This window comes from Nibricoccus aquaticus (assembly GCF_002310495.1).
Classification (GTDB): domain Bacteria; phylum Verrucomicrobiota; class Verrucomicrobiia; order Opitutales; family Opitutaceae; genus Nibricoccus; species Nibricoccus aquaticus.
This window is the reverse complement of record NZ_CP023344.1, coordinates 2297624-2313933: the sequence shown is the minus strand read 5'-3', so window position 1 is coordinate 2313933 and position 16310 is coordinate 2297624. Positions and strand designations below refer to the sequence as shown.

The following is a 16310-nucleotide window of genomic DNA, read 5'->3' as shown; positions in this document are numbered from 1 at the left end:
CCGGCTGAAATGAAATCTCCGCTTCTTCTAGCACTCCTTACGCTCTCGCTCGCCGCCAACGCCTGCTTCGTCGTCCGCGAGCTCCGCGCCGCCCTCGCAAAATCCCCCGCCGCTCACTCCGCCGCCTCTACATCCTCGCACGCCGCATCGCGCTCGGCCGCCACGTCCGCTCAACTCAGCTCCGCACCGATCACCCTCTGGCAACGCCTCGCTCAAGGCGACCCCGCCGCCCTCGCCACTCTCCGCGCCGCCGGTTGGCCCGAGCAAACCCTCCAACGCCTCGCCGCCGCTCTCATCGACGCCCGCTTCCACACACAAAACAGTGCTCTCGAAAACCCTTCGCGTGACTACTGGCAGGAGCATCATCGCAATGCCGCAGCCTTCGACGCGTTCGCGCAAAACCGCTCCGCCCAAAACCACGAAAAAGCAGCCCTCCTCCAATCTCTCTTCGGCGACGCCTACATCTCTCCCGAAGCTCAAGCCCCAGCGTTCCAAGGCATACCACGCGAGAAAGCCGCCGCCATCCTCGCCATCAAAGCCGACTACGCGTCGCTCCGTCGCGATCTCAACGAGACCCCAAACTACAGCAACTCCTCCTACGAGGAACTAAGCGCCGCCCTCACCCGCGAAGAACGCGCCGACATCGCCCGCGCCCTCACCCCCGGCGAATTTTTCGAGTACGAACTCCGTTCGTCTGTCACCGCCTCCGAACTCCGCTACAACACCGCCGCTTTCGAACCCACCGAAGCCGAATTTCGCGCGCTCTTTCGCATAAAAAACCCCCTCGACGAACCCGCCTTCGACCTCGACGCCGCAGCCGCCCGCAAACTCCGCAAAGACACCGAAGCCGCCCTCGACCTCGAAGCCCGCCGCATCCTCGGCGAAGCCCGCTTCCAACAATTCGTCCTCAGCCGCGACGCCGAATACCGCCGCTTCTACCACCTCTCCCAACACCTCCAGCTCCCCACCGAAACCGCCCGCACAGCCTACGCGCTCAAAGCCAACATCGACCACCGCTCCCGCGCCCTCGACGCCGATCCCGCCACCACGCCCGCCGCCCGTCTCGCCCTCGCCCAGGAAGCCGAGTCCCGCCTCACCACCGCCTTCGGCTCGAAAGGTATGGAAATCTACAAACTCAACAGCCGCTACCTCGAACTCCTGCGCGTCCCACCCTCCGAGCGCCCGCGCACCCGCTGACCCGCCGCCTCACCCGCCCATGAAACGCGCGCTCGTCATTCTTCTCCTGATCTCGCTCGCCGCCAACACCGTCTTCCTCGTCCGCGCCTCTCGCTCCCTCTCAACAACCTCATCCGCCTCCACGCCGTACCCAGTTTCCTCCGACACTTCCGCACACCCCGGCGCTCAGTCCCACACCGCCCCAACCTTCCCATCCACCGACTGGTCAGCTTCACCCAACACCCTCGGCTTCCTCCGCCAGCTCGGCCTGACCGACCCCGAGATCCGGGCCATCATCCGCGCCGAAGTCGATGCCCGCTACTCCGCCAGCGAACGCGCCCTCCGCAAACCACCCGCCTACTGGGAGCACACCTTCTCGTCCCATTCCGCCGCTCACCTCGATAAAATCACCGACCCCGCCGCAGCCAACGATCTCGCCCGGCAAAAGGAAAACGAACTCCGTCAGCTCCTCGGCGACATCTACGAACCCGCCCACGATCAACTCCGCCAGTACACGAGATACCTCCCCTTCGAAAAAGCCTGGCACCTCAAACTCATCTACGACGATTACCGCCTCCTTGAATTCGAGAGTAAAGGCCGCGGTACTCCCCTGCGCCTGCCCACGCCTCGCGAACAAGCCAGCTACCTCCGCGAACAACAACGCGCCGACATCGAGGCCCTCCTCACGCCCGAGGAGCTCTACATCCATAATATCCACACCTCCAACACCGCCAGCTTCCTCCGCAACCTTGTCGGCTTCGAGGCCACGAAGCAGGAATTCATCGCTCTCTACGAACTCCGTAAATCTCTCGACCATCGCCGCACCACCTCTGCACAGGATCCCGCCTTAAACGAGCTCATCGACCAACAAACCCGCGACCTCCTCGGCGAAAAACGCTACGCCGACTACATCCGCGCCCAGGACCCCGACTTCCGCGCCAACCACGACCTCGCCACCCAGCTCGGACTTCCCCCCGAAACCGCCCTGGCCAGTTACGAATACCTGAAGTCCCTCCGCGCCAAATTCTCCGACTTCACCGCACAAAATAACGCCACCGACGAACAGTGGAACGCCTTCTTCGCCCAAACACGCCAGGAAATGGAAACCACCCTCACCAAACTCTACGGCGAAAAAGGTTTCCCCGCCGCCCGCGATCTCATCGCCGACCGCCTCTCCGCGCGCGTACGCAACGTGGACCCATGATCTCCCCATCCTGTGAGTCCTCTTAATCCTGTCCAAAAATTCCGCCCCTCCCCGCCCCCCTTCACTCTTCACCCCGCACCCTTCACCCTTCTCATGAAACCCCTGCTGCTCCTCCTCAGCCTCTCCGTCGCCGCCAACGCGATCCTCTTCTTCTCGCGACCTAAACCCCAAAACACCTCCGCCCCCGCGACTCCTGCGGCCGTCGAGAAATCCTCCGCCTCCCCCTCCCTCAACTCTCAACCCTCAACGCTCAACTCCTCCGCCGCCTTCTCCGTCCCCACCGGCCCCCACGCTCCCTTCTGGGAAAAACTCCGCACCGGCGATGCCTCCACCGTCGCCGCCCTTCGCGCCGCCGGCTGGCCCGAAGACGCCATCCGCTCAGTCGCCGCCGCGCTCATCGGCGACGCTTACCAGAGCCGCTTCGATGCGCTCCTCTCTTCCCGAAATTCCCAGGAATACTGGCGGCCAGATTCCTTCTACAACCGCTCCACTCCCGAGCAGCGCAAAGCCGCCAACGAACTCTCCCGCGAACTCCGCACCCGCCTCAAATCCCTCCTCGGCGAAGACTACCTGCCCGAGCAGACCTGGCAGGACCCCCGCTTCGCCCGCTTCACTCCCGCCCAGGCCGAGGCCCTCCGCATGATCGATGAGGACTACAATGTCCTCACCATGGAAATCCGCGGCAATCCCACCGCCGGCCGCACCATCCTCCTTCCCGAGGACCGCGAGAAACTTCTCTACCTCGAAAAAGAAAAAGCCGCCGACATGGCCAAAGTCCTCTCCCCGTCCGAATTTCTCGAATACGAACTCCGCCAGTCCACCGCCGCCTCCTACCTCCGGAGCAACCTCGCCGGCCTCCGCCCCACCGAAGAAGAATTCCGCGCCCTCTTCCCCCACCAAAAAGCCATGCTTGAGAAAATGGGCATCTCCTCCGGCGCTCCATCCACCAACGACCGCGCCGTCCGCGAACAGGCCCAGCGCGAGATGGACGCCGCCGCGAAGACCGTCCTCACCCCCGAACGCTACGAAGACTACGTCCGCGCCAAGGATTACGACTACGGCCGCCTCGTCGTCCTCGCCGAGCGCCTCCAGCTCCCGCCTGAAAACGCCACCGCCGCCTACGAGGTCAAAGCCGACATCGAGAAACGCCTCCGCGCCCTCCGCCCTTCCGGCCCCGACGCGCAAAAAACCCTCGCCGCCTCCCGCACCGAACTCGCCGCCGAAGCCGAGAAACGCCTCGTCGCGGCCCTCGGCCAGCGCGGCTACGAAGCCTACAAAACCAACGGCGCTTTCTGGCTCAACAACCTCACCCCACCTTCCCCCTCCGCCCGATGAAAATCGTCCTCGCCCTCCTCCTCGCCGCGTCGCTCACCGCCAACGCCCTCCTCTTCCTCAACCGCGACAACGCATCCGCTCCCTTCGCGCTTACCCGCCCCTCCACCTCGGAAAAAAAGGCCCCCGCTCCTCCCGCATTCCCGCCCGATACCTGGGCCCTCATCACCTCCGGCGCGCCCGACTCCGCCGCCAAACTCCGCGAGCTCGGCCTGCCCGACTCCGTCATCCGCAGCCTCATCCGCTACCAGGTCGAGCTTCGCTACCGCGACCGCGAAAACGCCCTTCGCGTCGCCGACGACGGCAACTTCTGGAAACGCGACTACGGCAACTTCTGGCGCTCAGCCGATCCCCTCAAAGCCCTCGACCTGCGCCGCGAAAAAGCCGCCGAAATGAAAACGCTCCTCGCCGGTCTCGCCGAGCCCGACAAGCCCGGCAACGATCCCCGCAGCGGCTTCCTCCCCACGACCAAAGCCGAACAGGTCCGCCTCATCCGCGAAGACTACGAAGCCCTCCGCCAGCCCCTCCAAAGCTACGATGGCATCACCCTCCCCGAAGACAGCGAGAAACTCGCCTTCCTCGAAAAACAGGAACGCGCTGACCTCGCCGAAGCACTCACCCCCGAGGAGCTCACCGCCTACGACCTCCGCAACTCCCGCACCGCTCAACAACTCCGCTACCAGCTCGCCGCCTTCGACGCCACCGAGGACGAATACAAAACCATCTTCGCCCTCCGCCAAGCCTACGACGAAAAGTACACGCCTCAAACCGGCTCCACCGTCATCTACTCCAACACGCAAGGCCCGCAAAAAGCCCGCGACGAACTCAACGCCCAGCTCAAAGCCAGCCTCGGCGACGACCGCTATGCCGCCTACGAACGCGCGCAGGATTACGAGTTCCGCACCCTCGCCTCCCTCACCAAACGCCTCGACCTCCCGCCCGAAAAAGCCGTCGAAGCCCACGCCCTCAAAACCGAGCTCGAGAAAAAACTCCGCGCCTTCCGTCCCGTTCCCGGCACGCCCGCCAACGAGCAACGCGCCGCCTACCTCGCCGGCCTCGCCAAAGAAGCCGAGACCAGCTTCACCGCCATCCTCGGCGAAAAAGGCTACGCCACCTACAAAGACTACGGCCAGATCTTCCGCCGCCTCGAACCCCCGCCACCCCCGGCCCCCAAACCCTGACCCGCGATCCTACTTTATAGGACTGCGGTGCCCCAGTCGGCACCGCTTTCAAAGGCGAGCCCCGGCTCGCCTTTTCCATGCACGCCTCCCGATGAAAGCGCCGCGCCCCACCGCCCTCGATCCTCGGCTCCTCCCCAATCCTCTTAATCCCGTTAATCCTGTCCAAAACTCCGCCACCATCCGTGCCCATCTGTGCAATCTGTGGTTAAAAACCCTGCCGCCCAGCCTCCGCCTACACCGGCGCCACCCCGACGACCAATCCCACCACCGCTCCATACGCGATGTGCCCGATGAAGTGCGTCAACGCGACGGACACCCCCGCCCGCCGGAATTCCTCCAGCGGATGCTGATCCGCCACCACCCAGCACAGCGACAGGCTCACGATCAGCCCGTGGAAAACCCCAAACCCCACCCCCGCGAAAAACGCCGACGGCCACCCCGACAACTCCAGCCCGATCAGCAGCACCGTGTAGATCTGCCCAAACACCACCGCCGACAACGCGTGCAAAATCAGCCCCACCTGAAACCCCGTCTCGCGCGATTTCGTGAACAAGCTGCCCACCGCCACGATCATGTCGTCGCGCGCCCACCCCGAGCGTGACACCAGTTTCATCGCCACCGTCATAGCCAGCGCGCCGCACAAGCCGGCCAGCGCCGCGTACACAAGGAAAGGAGCAATCGTCGTCGCAGGATTCATGCTGTTATCGAGTCAGGGGTTGGAGGAACTCGCGCACCGACGCGGCGGATACACCGCGCCTGCGCTCCGCACCCTACTCACGTCCCCCCAAAACGCACGCGCCCCCGCTATTTCCCCAAGTCCCCGTCTGCGATTAGCAGACGCCTCCGCCCAGTCGTCGCAGGCGATCAGCCGAAGACACACCTCGAAGTTTCGGCCTTTGGCCGAAACCTTTTAGTGGTTAAAACTTCCGTCCTCCGGATCTTCGCGTCCCGCGCGCAATAATTTCACACACCCCGCCCTCGACACCCCCGCGCGCCCTCCGCTTTCTTCGCCTCATGGCCAAACCGAGCACGAGCGCCGCCCCCCGCCTCTCCAAAAAAGACTACGAAGCCCGCGCCGCCGTCCTCCGCGAAAAACTCGTCCAGCTCCAGGTCCGCCTGAAAGAGGCTCCCTTCAAAATCCTCCTCATTGTCGCCGGCGTCGAAGGCGCCGGCACCGGCGACCTCCTCAACACCCTCGGCTCCTGGCTCGACCCCCGCGGCGTCGAAACCTTCTCCTTCCGCGATCCCTCCGACGAGGAACGCGAACGCCCCTTCCTCTGGCGCTTCTGGCGCAGCCTCCCCACCAACGGCCGCATCGGCATCTACGCCGGCTCCTGGTACACCGAGACTCTCCGCGCCGCCCTCCACGAACCCCCCGCGCAACAAGACCTCTCCCCCGAGTTCGAACGCATCCGCCACTTCGAAAAACTCCACGCCGACGACGGCACCTTGATTATCAAGGTCTGGCTCAACCTCTCCAAAACCGCTCAAGGCCGCCGCCTCCGCGCCCTCTCCTCCGACGAGTCCACCGCCTGGCGCGTCTCCCCCGATCACTGGCAATACCACCGCCACTACGCCCGTCTCTCTCGCCTCGCCATCTCCATCCACCGCGCCACCCACCGCCCCCACGCCCCCTGGACCATTCTCGACGCCGAGGACGACCGTGCCCGCGATCTCGATACAGCCTCCCTCCTCATCGCCCGCTTCCAGGCCCACCTCCGCAAACACGGCCGCCCCCTCAAAACCAAAGCCCCCTCCGCCGCCACCCGCCGCTCCCTCCGCCCCGCCGGACTCAAACGCCTCCAATCCCTCCCGCTCGACCAGCAACTCTCCGCCGCCGACTACGAAGCCAAACGCGAGAAATGGCTCGGTAAACTCAACCAGGCCGTCCGCACCGCCTCCGCCGCGAAACGCTCCATCGTCTTCGCCTTCGAAGGCTGGGACGCCGCCGGCAAAGGCGGCGCCATCCGCCGCCTCACCAGCGCCATCGACGTCCGCGACTACCGCGTCATCCCCGTCGCCAAACCCACCGACGAGGAAAAAGCCCACCACTACCTCTGGCGCTTCTGGAGAAACATTCCCCGCGCCGGCCTCACCGCCATCTTCGACCGGTCCTGGTACGGCCGCGTCCTCGTCGAACGCCTCGAAGGTTTCGCCCGCGACGACGAGTGGAAACGCGCCTACGCCGAGATCAACGACTTCGAGCAACAACTCACTGCTCGCGGCATCATCGTCGTGAAGTTCTGGCTACACATCGGACGCGACGAACAACTCCGCCGCTTCCGCGCCCGCGAGGAGACCACCTACAAACGCCACAAGATAAACGACGAAGACTGGCGCAACCGCCGCAAATGGGACGCCTACGAAGTCGCCGTCGGCGACATGCTCGCCCTGACCGACACGACAACCGCTCCCTGGCACCTTATCCCCGCCAACAACAAACGCCACGCCCGCCTCCAGATCCTCAAAACCGCCTGCAAACAAATCGAGACCGCCCTCGCGTAGGGCCGGTCCGGGTAGGGCTGGCACGCCGTGCCCAGCCTTCATCCTCCGCCCCCCCTCCGATTTTTCCCGCAAAAACACCCTTCCCCCACCGCGCCAAATCCCCCACAACCGCCCCATGGGGGGGGGCGGACATCACTGCGTCGCATCATCGCCCGCCCACACCCGCTGCGCCCGCCGCAAAATACCACAGCCCGCAACGCAAACGCCTGCCGCACGACGTGCCACCGTGGGCGCCAGACAACTCGCTCTATTTCATCACCGTCGCCTGCGCCGTTCGCGGCGTGAATCAACTCGCCCGTGCCGACACCACGCATCTGCTGCGCGACAGCCTGCGCTTCCGGCAGGAATGCGGCCAGTGGCAGATCTCACTGGTTTTACTGATGCCGGACCACCTGCACGCCCTCATCCGGTTTAATCCCGAACGAGGCATCCAGCGCACAGTCCTCGACTGGAAACGCTACACGGCGAAGGCGGCCCGCGTGCAGTGGCAGCAGGATTTCTTCGAGCATCGCGTGCGCGACGAAGCCGCCTGCCAGGAAAAGTGGCGTTACATCCTGTTCAACCCCGTGCGGGCGGGCTTGGTCAAAACCCCGGAAGAATGGCCCTACCTCAGGTCAAACGGACAATGGGACTCTCCAGGGTAGGGCCGGCACGCCGTGCCCGGCCTTCCTCATTCCCACGCCATGCCCACCCTCCGCCTCCCCGCTCGTATTCATGCCGCGAGTGCCGCTTTACGCGGGAAATGTATCAACTCGCAAAAAACGGCACTCGCAAAAAATTTTGCCCCTCGACCACGCCCCGCCAGCCACTTAGCCATTTGTCATGGCGAGAAACCCCACCCCTAAGGCTGCACCGAGTGCAGCCGAATAACACTGTTCGGCAAAAGATGAAGTACCCCGCCATAATCATTGCCGTGCTCGCCGGTGCGCTAATCGGAGCAACTGCCGCTTGGGCATTCCTGAGTAATCGAGCGAGTGAAGAAGAACGAAGCGCGTTTAATCGTGCGGCGACGAGTGGAGGCAATGCAGCGATTTCCATGAGCGTCGGAAGCGACATCGCGTTTGCTGACTCCGTGATTGAGTCCCTCAAGCTCGGAAGAGTGGATGAAGGAGTGGCGCGACTTGAGAGCTTCATCTCAAACAAGAAAAGACAGCGTGCGTCAGCGCAGGCGAATGCCGCATTTACCGTGCGTATTGGAGATTCACTCGAAAAAGAGCCGAACCAGCGGCTAGAGCCAACGCCTACAGCTGTCACGTCGGCTGCTGGCGCAGCCGCCGCGCCAGCCGTAGGCGCGGCTCATCACTGAACGTTAGGCACAGCAATGAGCCCACTCGCCTTCCTGATGCGGTATATGTCGCTCGAGACTGACGCGCGTCTCTCTGCGCTAGGGATCGCCGGATTTGCCTGCCTTGTGATCTCTGGATTGTGGGTCGTCGTTTTGAAGAGAAAGAATAAGCGGTCTTTTCCTTACATGCTTCGCTTGTTTCTCGGGGTAGGAATTGCCGCGATAGTCACCGTCATCGCACTGCGCGTTGCTCTACCGAGCCCGCCGTTGGAGATTGCCACGCCCAAATGAAAAAAAAGCCGAACCAGCCGCTACAGCGCAATAGCCGGAAAAGGGGTCGAACTTTGCACTTTGCACACGCCTGAATAAATGACCCGGCCCGCGCAGGAAGATTAGTTGTCCGGCAGCCGCTCACCGATCCACTGATCGAATACGGCACGCCTCTCTTCAGCCGGTTTGCGATCCATGAGTGGCTGTCCGTCGTCGCAAAAACTCCATTCCTCCCTCCCGATCCAGCCCAGCCCCACCTCCATGCCTGCCGATCCCCAAGCGTCCGCCCTCATCCTCCCGCCCGGTGCTGGCCGCGTCTATGAATGCGGCCCTATGCGCGCCGTCTTCAAAGCCGACGAGACCGAAACATCCGCGCGCTACAGCGCCTCCGAATGGACCGTCGCCCCGCACAGTCCCGGCTCGGGCCCCCACTCGCACGAAGAGAACGACGAACTCTTCCTCATCACCGAAGGCACGCTTGCCATGCGCGTGGGCGACAACTGGGTCAATGCCCCGCGCGGCACCTTCCTGCGCATTCCCGCAGGCGTCGTTCACGACTTCGAAAACCGCACCGCTTCGCCCGCAACGCTCTTCAACGTCTTCATCCCCGGCGGATTCGAGCGTATGATGCCCGACATCGTCGCGTGGTTTGCCAGTCAGCCCAACGCCGGAAAAACATCCGCCGCCCCATAAGCCCTCCCGCGCTCGCTCCGTCACTTCTCCCCCGCCAGCTTCGCCAGCAACTCGACCAGCGTCCGGTGATGCAGCGGCTTGTTCAGCAGCATCCGGAAATGCGGCCGCAACGCCTGCCGCGCCTCCGCTCCCATGCCCACATGCACGAGCCCGATCATCCGCGCGCCGCGCCACTTCTCGCTCTGCAACCGCTCCTTCTCCTTGCGCAAAAAATCCGCGTCGCAGTCCACCACCGCCAGCTCCCACAACCCGCTGGTGAGCGCCGCTCCATCGAGCGGCATCACCGCCGCGCCCGATACCGACAACTCGCGCGACAGCTCGCGCCGCAGTGAATCCTGCCGTGTCACCACCGCCACCTTCATCCCGGCAAGCGACGGCGCCAGCGGTAGTCTCTCCGGCGATACCCGGCAACGCACCGTGAAATAAAACGTCGAGCCCCTCCCGGGCGTACTCTCGAGCCGGATCTCGCCCCCCATCATCCGCACCAGATTGCGCGAGATCACCAGGCCCAGCCCGGCACCGCCGTACCGACGCGCACTCGATGAATCCAACTGCGAAAACGCCTGAAACAACTTTGACCGGTTCTCCGGCGCGATACCGATGCCCGTGTCCCGCACCGCGAACTCCAGCGTCAGCCCGCCATCCTCCAGCTCCGCCACCAGCTGCCCCTGCGCGCCGAGCGCCTCCGCATCAAACGGCGCCATCGACAACGCTTTCCCCGTCAGCAACCGCGCAGTCACCGCCACCTCGCCCACCGAGGTAAACTTGAGCGCGTTACCCACCAGATTCACCAGCACCTGCCGGAGCCGCCCCGCATCGATCATCACCAGCGCCGGCACATCCAGATCCACCTCGTGCAACAACTCCAGCCGGCCCTCCGCCGCCCGCCCCGCGAGGATATCCAGCACGTTCTCGATCGCCGCGCGCACATCGCAAGGTGTCGCGTCGAGCTGCAGCCCGCCCGACTCGATGCGCGTATAATCCATGATGTCTCCCGTCAGCTGCACGAGCGCCTCGCTGCTCGTGCGGATCGTCTGCACGTACTCGCGCTGCTCCGGCGAGAGCGGCGTATCTAATAATAAATTCGTGAAGCCCACCATCCCGTTGAGCGGCGTGCGCACCTCATGACTCATCGTCGCGAGAAACACCCCCTTCGCCTTGTCGCCCGCTTCCGCGCGCTCTTTCTCCCGGCGCAGCGCCTCCTCCTGCCGGTGCAGCTCCGTCGCGTCGTTCAGCACCGCGATGAACCCTTCGATGCGCCCGCCCTTCCCATGCACCGGCGACACCGTCCCGCGCGCCGGATAAAGCTCCCCGCTCTTCCGCCGCCCCGCGAGCCCGCCCATCCACGACCGCCGCGACTCCAGCCGCGCACCGATCTCCGCAATCAACGACTCCGGCGTCTCCTCGGAGAGCAACTCCCGCCACAGCCGCCCCACGACTTCGTGCCGCGAGTATCCGGTTTGCTGGCACAGCCCGCCGTTCACGTACTCGATGCGCCCATGCGGATCGGCCACCATCACCGCCGAGTCGCTCTCCTCCACCGCGCCGCTCAATTTGTCAATCATCGCCGTCTGCGCCGCGAACCGCCGCGTGAAAAGATATACCCCCAGCGGCAGCCCCAGCAGCAGCCACACATAAAGCGCACCGCGCATTCCCGCTTCAAAAAGCCCTCCCTGCCAGTCATCCGCCGCCACATCCAGCGCCACAAATTCCTTCATGCTGTCCGGCCCCTGCCCCTCGCCGATCACCGCATAACCCGTCACCCACTCGCCAAACGAGTCCTTGATCGGCCCCTCCGTCGCCGTCTCCCCCGTCCGCAAAATCGTCCGCAATCCCGGCATCTGAAACGCCTCCGGAAACACATCCCCCGGCCTCGACTCCGCCGCACCGCCCCTCGGCTCCGAGTCCGCCAGATAGATCACCTTCCCCCGCTCCGGCAGGTAGCGAAACAACGACACAAATCGCACGCTCGGATGCACCGCCCTCAGCGCGATCAGCCGCTGCTTCACGAACGCATACTCCGCCGTCAACTCATCCGCCCGCTCGCCAGCCAGCGCCCGCACCTGGTCCGCCTGAAACACCAACGCGCACCGCCGCGCATCCGCCGCCAATTCACCCAGCCGGCGGTCGCGCAAACTGTCACGGCTCCACCACCCGGTCAGTGCCCCGGCCAGCACGATTCCCAGCGCGATCCAGACAATCTTGTGATCTCTAAACATCAGCGGCTTTGAGTGTTGCGAATAGTTGCAACCCAATCCCCCGCCCGCCTCGCTGGCAACGCGGAACACGCCGCCGACCACTCCGCCACCGCCTCCAGACGCAATCTCACGGGAAATTCACAGCCCGCCCACACCCACTTTATCAACCTCTCCCCGTCCTCCGCACTCCGCTTGCACCGCTCTCCTCATCCCTCCGCCTTCACCAAAAAATAAAGCCGCCACCGGTGTGAACCGGTGGCGGCTTTATGAAAGGAATTGCGGGGTCTCTTACTTCTCGATGTGACCGGAAACGAGCTTGGTCATCTCGAACATGCTGACCGACTTCTTGCCGTTGAACACAGCCTTGAGTTTGTCGTCGGCGTTGATCTGGGTCTTCACCTTCTTGTCCTGAAGGCCGTTCTTCTTGATGTAGTCCCAGAGCTTCTTGGTAAGCTCTGTACGGGGCAGGGGTTTTGCACCAACAACGGCCGCGAGGGTCGCGTTAGGCTGAACCGGTTTCATGAATGCAGCGTTGGGTTTACGAGCGGATTTTTTTGCCATAGCGGAATGCGGGTCTAGGCCGTCGTCACTTGAATGCAATGTTTATTTAGGAGGAGAAATCGCGATTTCTCAGAGGTAAAATCGCCTCTTGACCGCCTTCAGCGAACCCGCTCATCCGCCTGCGCAAACTGCCGGTGCAGCTCCGCGTATCGGCCATTCTGCGACACGAGCGATGCGTGCGTGCCGCGCTCCACCACGCGCCCGCCGTCGAGCACCAGCACCAGATCCGCATGACGGATCGTGCTCAGCCGGTGCGCCACCACGAAGCTCGTCCGCCCCCGCACCAGCTCCGCCAGCGCCCGATGCAACCGCGCCTCGGTAAGCGCGTCGATCGCACTCGTCGCCTCATCCAGAATCAGAATACGTGGGTCTGCCAGCAGCGCCCGCGCGAAACACACCAGCTGCCGCTGCCCCGCCGAGATCCCGCCGCCCTTCTCGCCCACTTGCGTGTGAAATCCGTCCGGCAGAGCCTCCAGCAGATCCAGGCAATCCAGCTTCGCCGCCGCCGTGCGCACCTCCTCGTCCGATGCCTCCGGCCGCCCCAGCCGTATGTTCTCCAGCACCGTCCCGCTGAAGAGGAAATTTTGCTGCTGCACCATCCCCATCTGCGCGTGCAACGAGTGACTCGTCAGCGCGCGGATCTCCTGCCCGTCGATCAGCACCTCGCCCTCCGTTGGCAGATAGAACTTCGCCGCCAGATTGATGATCGAGCTCTTCCCGCTCCCCGTGTGCCCCACCAGCGCCACAGTCCGCCCAGGCTCCGCGACGAACGACACGTCATGCAACACCGGCCTCCCCTTGTCGTACGCGAACGACACCCCGCGAAACTCCACCCGCGCTCCCGGCGACATCGAGGTCACTCCAGCCTTTCCGCCCGCCGCGCGCCGTCGCGGGTCCGCCAGCTCCACCGCATCCGGCGCATCTTCCCACTCCGGCTTCGTGTCTAATAAATTGAATACACGCTCCGCGCTGGCCATCGCCACCAGCGCCTGGTTGTACTGGTTCCCCAGCACCTGCAGCGGCGCGAAGAACTGGTTCGCGAACAGGAAAAATTCGATCAACACGCTCACGTCCGTCCCGCCCGACAGCACCTGCCAGCCGCCCAGCACCAGCAGGATCGAAACGAAAAACTGGCTGTTCAACTCCAGCAGCGGGATCAACACCGCCGACGTCCGCGCCAGCGCCACGTTGTACTTCGAGTGATCCGCCAGCAGCCCGCGAAACAGCCCCGCGTTCGTCTCCTGCCGCACGAAGCCCTGCGTCACGCGAATTCCGTTCACCGACTCCGCGAGCGTCGCCGTCACCCGCGTGAAACTTTCCTGCGCCGCCCGCGAATTCCGGCTCAGCTTCGCCCGGAAGTGTCGGTTGATCGCCCACAACACCGGCGCCATCCCCACCACCACCAGAAACAGCACCCAGTCGGTCAGCGCCATGACGACCGCCGCAAACGCCATCTGCCCGATCTGCACGATGCTCACGAAAAACACATCCTGGATCGCCGTGCGGATCGTCTCCACGTCCGAGGTCATCCGCCCGATGATCCGCCCCAGCTTCATCCGATGGAAAAATCCCATCGGCATCCGTTGCACATGCGCGAACACCTCGCTTCGCAGCCGGTTCACCACCGCCTCGCCCAGCTCCAGCGCGAACCGCTGCCGGAAATGAAAAAAACCGTCCGTCAGCACCGCCAGCACCGCATACGCGCCCACGCCCCACCAGATGAGCTCCAGCTGATGATTCGCGATCGGCCCCGCGATGATCTTGCTCCCCAGCCACACCAGCCCGGGCAACTGCGCCGCGCGCAGCACGGTCAGCGCGATGAGCACATTCCGCTTCCGCGCATGGACACGCATGTATCCAAAAAGCCGCCGGATCAGCCCCCAGCTCAGCGGCTTGAACTGCGGCTCATCCTCCTCCTCGTCGCGCATCCGCTGCACGAGCGAAAGCGGCCGCCCCGGCGGCGCCTGTGCGGGCTCTGGCGTCGGCGTCCTCATGACGTTGACGCGCCTCCCGCGCCCGCCGCCACCTTCGCGCTGGCCTGCAACTCCCCGCGATCCACCAGCTGCAAATCCGCCACCCGCATGTACGGCCCCGACACGCGTAACAACTCCTCATGCGTCCCCTGCTGCACGATCCGCCCCGCCTCCATGACGATGATAAAATCCGCCCGCCTCAGCGTGCTCAACCGGTGCGCCACGATGAACGTCGTCCGCCCCGCGATCGCATTGTCCAGCGCCTCGAAAATCTCGTGCTCCGTCCCCGCATCGATCGCCGCCGTCGGATCGTCCAGCAGCAAAATCGCCGGCTCCAGCAACACTGCGCGCGCGATCGCCAGCCGCTGCCGCTGCCCGCCCGAAAGCCCGCTGCCGCTTTCACCGAGCACCGTGTCATAGCCTTGCGGCAACGCCGTGATGAAGTCGTGCGCTGCCGCGATCTTCGCCGCCTTCTCGATCTGCTCGCGCGTCGCATCCGGATGCCCGAACGCGATGTTCGCCGCCACCGTGTTGCTGAACAAAAAACTCTCCTGAAAAACCAGCCCGATGTTCCGCCGCAAATCGTCCAGATGCAGCTCGCGCACATCCACGCCGTCGATCAGCAACCGCCCGCCCGTCACATCGAAAAACCGCGGGATCAAACTCATCAACGCGCTCTTCCCCGCCCCCGTCGCGCCCAAAATCGCCACGCACTGCCCCGGCTTCACCACCAGATCCACCTCGCGCACCACCGACTCCACCCCGCGATACGAGAACGACGCCTTCTCGAAACGCACCTCGCCCTGAAGCCTCGGATAGCGCCGCGGATTCGGCGCGTTCTTCACCTCCACCTCGGCGTCCATAATTTCGAATACTCGCCGCGCCCCGATCAACGCCTGCTGCACACTGTTCACGATGTTCGCCACCTGATTCACCTGCCCCGAAAATTGCTCTAGCAACCCCGCGAACACGACGAGGCCCGTGCCCAGCGCCAGCTGCCCTTGCACCACCAGCCACCCTCCATAACCGAGTAACACCATCATGTTCACCCGCGTCAAAAATCCCACCGACGGACTGAACAAACTCACACTCCAAAAAATCTGCTTCTGCTGCGCCAGCACCGCCTGATTGCTCCGCTCAAACTTCTCCCGATCCTCCCGCTCCCGCCCAAATCCCTTCGTCACCTGGATGCCCTGGATGCTCTCCGCGAAATTCTGCACCATCCCGTCCATCAACTCCCGGTTCCGCGCATACGCCGGCTGGATACGCCGCGAAAACAGCCCCGAGATCAGCCACAACACCGGCGTCGTCGCCAGACACGCCAGCGCCAGCCCCGCGTGAATGCTCGCCATGTAGATCACGTACACCGTCAGCGACACCACCATGATCACACTCTGGATCAGCACCTGATCCACAAACATCCGCACCGCCTGCACATCCCCCGTCACCCGCGTGATGATCGACCCCGTCGAGTTCGCGTCGAAAAACCGGAAGCTCAGCCGCTGCAACTTCTCATAAATCTCACCCCGCAGATGGATCACGATCTCCTGCTGCACCAGTTTGTTCACCGCCATCGTGTACAGGTAATTGAGCAACGCCCGCGTCACCGCCAGCGCCAGGATGATCCCCGCGATGAGCACGATCACCCGCATGGGCTCCCAATCCCGCGGCAGCTCGAAACCCAATTTCTCCTCCGGAAACGGCACCAGTTTCTCCGCAGGCAGATCGCCGCGCTCGCTCAGCACATGGCGGATGTAATCGATGCCCACGCCCGTCAGGCTCAACCCGCTCAACCCCAGCGTCAGCAGCACCAGCTGGAGCCCCAGCACCTGCAAACACCGCGCCCGGTACCGCCACGCCAGCCCGAACATCCGCGCCACCAACCGCCAGTTCGACGGCGTGCTCTCGGTGTTCGATGGGACAGACATGCCG

General features: G+C 64.1%; 13 protein-coding genes. 8 read left to right on the top strand and 5 right to left on the bottom strand.

Features of this window, described 5'->3' with window-relative positions; translation table 11 throughout:
- Positions 1–9: 9 nt before the first annotated feature.
- The 4 genes from CMV30_RS09395 to CMV30_RS09380 all read left to right on the top strand — a co-directional run bounded on the left by CMV30_RS09395 (position 10) and on the right by CMV30_RS09380 (position 4893).
- The gene (locus tag CMV30_RS09395; protein ID WP_096055784.1) at positions 10–1197 is read left to right on the top strand and encodes a hypothetical protein; all 1188 of its coding nucleotides are present in this window, start codon (positions 10–12) and stop codon (positions 1195–1197) included.
- Between the two features lie 19 nt (positions 1198–1216).
- The gene (locus CMV30_RS09390; RefSeq protein WP_096055783.1) at positions 1217–2380 is read left to right on the top strand and encodes a hypothetical protein; all 1164 of its coding nucleotides are present in this window, start codon (positions 1217–1219) and stop codon (positions 2378–2380) included.
- A 93-nt stretch (positions 2381–2473) separates the two neighbouring features.
- Positions 2474–3715 (top strand): hypothetical protein, encoded by a 1242-nt coding sequence (locus tag CMV30_RS09385; protein WP_138223212.1) that lies wholly within the window; start codon positions 2474–2476, stop codon positions 3713–3715.
- Entirely contained in the window at positions 3712–4893 is a 1182-nt protein-coding gene (locus tag CMV30_RS09380; RefSeq protein WP_096055781.1) for a hypothetical protein, read from the top strand. The genes CMV30_RS09385 and CMV30_RS09380 overlap by 4 nt, the downstream gene beginning before the upstream one ends.
- 232 nt (positions 4894–5125) lie before the next feature.
- Here the strand turns inward: CMV30_RS09380 and CMV30_RS09375 are convergent, their stop codons facing one another.
- Positions 5126–5590: a hypothetical protein gene (locus tag CMV30_RS09375; protein WP_096055780.1), complete on the bottom strand. Its 465-nt coding sequence runs from the start codon at positions 5588–5590 to the stop codon at positions 5126–5128.
- Between the two features lie 317 nt (positions 5591–5907).
- On the opposite strand from CMV30_RS09375, the gene pap reads away from it, so the two are divergent.
- The 4 genes from pap (at position 5908) to CMV30_RS09350 (ending at position 9646) form a co-directional block, all read left to right on the top strand.
- On the top strand, positions 5908–7398 hold the full coding sequence (pap, locus tag CMV30_RS09370) for a polyphosphate:AMP phosphotransferase (protein ID WP_096055779.1): 1491 nt from the start codon (positions 5908–5910) through the stop codon (positions 7396–7398).
- Positions 7399–7616: 218 nt separating this feature from the next.
- Entirely contained in the window at positions 7617–8042 is a 426-nt protein-coding gene (locus tag CMV30_RS19825; protein WP_096055778.1) for an REP-associated tyrosine transposase, read from the top strand.
- Positions 8043–8284: 242 nt separating this feature from the next.
- A complete protein-coding gene (locus CMV30_RS09360; protein ID WP_096055777.1) occupies positions 8285–8704 on the top strand; it encodes a hypothetical protein in 420 nt (139 codons plus the stop codon).
- 510 nt (positions 8705–9214) lie between these two features.
- Positions 9215–9646 (top strand): cupin domain-containing protein, encoded by a 432-nt coding sequence (locus tag CMV30_RS09350; RefSeq protein WP_096057700.1) that lies wholly within the window; start codon positions 9215–9217, stop codon positions 9644–9646.
- A gap of 20 nt (positions 9647–9666) precedes the next feature.
- Here CMV30_RS09350 and CMV30_RS09345 read toward each other — a convergent pair whose 3' ends face one another.
- The 4 genes from CMV30_RS09345 to CMV30_RS09325 all read right to left on the bottom strand — a co-directional run bounded on the left by CMV30_RS09345 (position 9667) and on the right by CMV30_RS09325 (position 16306).
- Positions 9667–11865 carry a PAS domain-containing hybrid sensor histidine kinase/response regulator gene (locus tag CMV30_RS09345; protein ID WP_096055775.1) on the bottom strand — a complete coding sequence of 733 codons (2199 nt, stop codon included), beginning with the start codon at positions 11863–11865 and terminating at the stop codon, positions 9667–9669.
- Between the two features lie 267 nt (positions 11866–12132).
- A complete protein-coding gene (locus CMV30_RS09335; protein WP_096055773.1) occupies positions 12133–12405 on the bottom strand; it encodes an SWIB/MDM2 domain-containing protein in 273 nt (90 codons plus the stop codon).
- 98 nt (positions 12406–12503) lie between these two features.
- Positions 12504–14399, bottom strand: coding sequence for an ABC transporter ATP-binding protein (locus CMV30_RS09330; RefSeq protein WP_096055772.1), 1896 nt, complete (start codon positions 14397–14399; stop codon positions 12504–12506).
- The gene (locus CMV30_RS09325; RefSeq protein WP_096055771.1) at positions 14396–16306 is read right to left on the bottom strand and encodes an ABC transporter ATP-binding protein; all 1911 of its coding nucleotides are present in this window, start codon (positions 16304–16306) and stop codon (positions 14396–14398) included. The genes CMV30_RS09330 and CMV30_RS09325 overlap by 4 nt, the downstream gene beginning before the upstream one ends.
- Between the last annotated feature and the right edge of the window lie 4 nt (positions 16307–16310).

Coding starts and splice junctions, on each gene's coding strand:
- CMV30_RS09395 (WP_096055784.1), top strand. CDS start 10: ATGAAATCTCCGCTTCTTCTAGCACTCCTTACGCTCTCGCTCGCCGCC.
- CMV30_RS09390 (WP_096055783.1), top strand. CDS start 1,217: ATGAAACGCGCGCTCGTCATTCTTCTCCTGATCTCGCTCGCCGCCAAC.
- CMV30_RS09385 (WP_138223212.1), top strand. CDS start 2,474: ATGAAACCCCTGCTGCTCCTCCTCAGCCTCTCCGTCGCCGCCAACGCG.
- CMV30_RS09380 (WP_096055781.1), top strand. CDS start 3,712: ATGAAAATCGTCCTCGCCCTCCTCCTCGCCGCGTCGCTCACCGCCAAC.
- CMV30_RS09375 (WP_096055780.1), bottom strand. CDS start 5,590: ATGAATCCTGCGACGACGATTGCTCCTTTCCTTGTGTACGCGGCGCTG.
- pap (WP_096055779.1), top strand. CDS start 5,908: ATGGCCAAACCGAGCACGAGCGCCGCCCCCCGCCTCTCCAAAAAAGAC.
- CMV30_RS09360 (WP_096055777.1), top strand. CDS start 8,285: ATGAAGTACCCCGCCATAATCATTGCCGTGCTCGCCGGTGCGCTAATC.
- CMV30_RS09350 (WP_096057700.1), top strand. CDS start 9,215: ATGCCTGCCGATCCCCAAGCGTCCGCCCTCATCCTCCCGCCCGGTGCT.
- CMV30_RS09345 (WP_096055775.1), bottom strand. CDS start 11,865: ATGTTTAGAGATCACAAGATTGTCTGGATCGCGCTGGGAATCGTGCTG.
- CMV30_RS09335 (WP_096055773.1), bottom strand. CDS start 12,405: ATGGCAAAAAAATCCGCTCGTAAACCCAACGCTGCATTCATGAAACCG.
- CMV30_RS09330 (WP_096055772.1), bottom strand. CDS start 14,399: ATGAGGACGCCGACGCCAGAGCCCGCACAGGCGCCGCCGGGGCGGCCG.
- CMV30_RS09325 (WP_096055771.1), bottom strand. CDS start 16,306: ATGTCTGTCCCATCGAACACCGAGAGCACGCCGTCGAACTGGCGGTTG.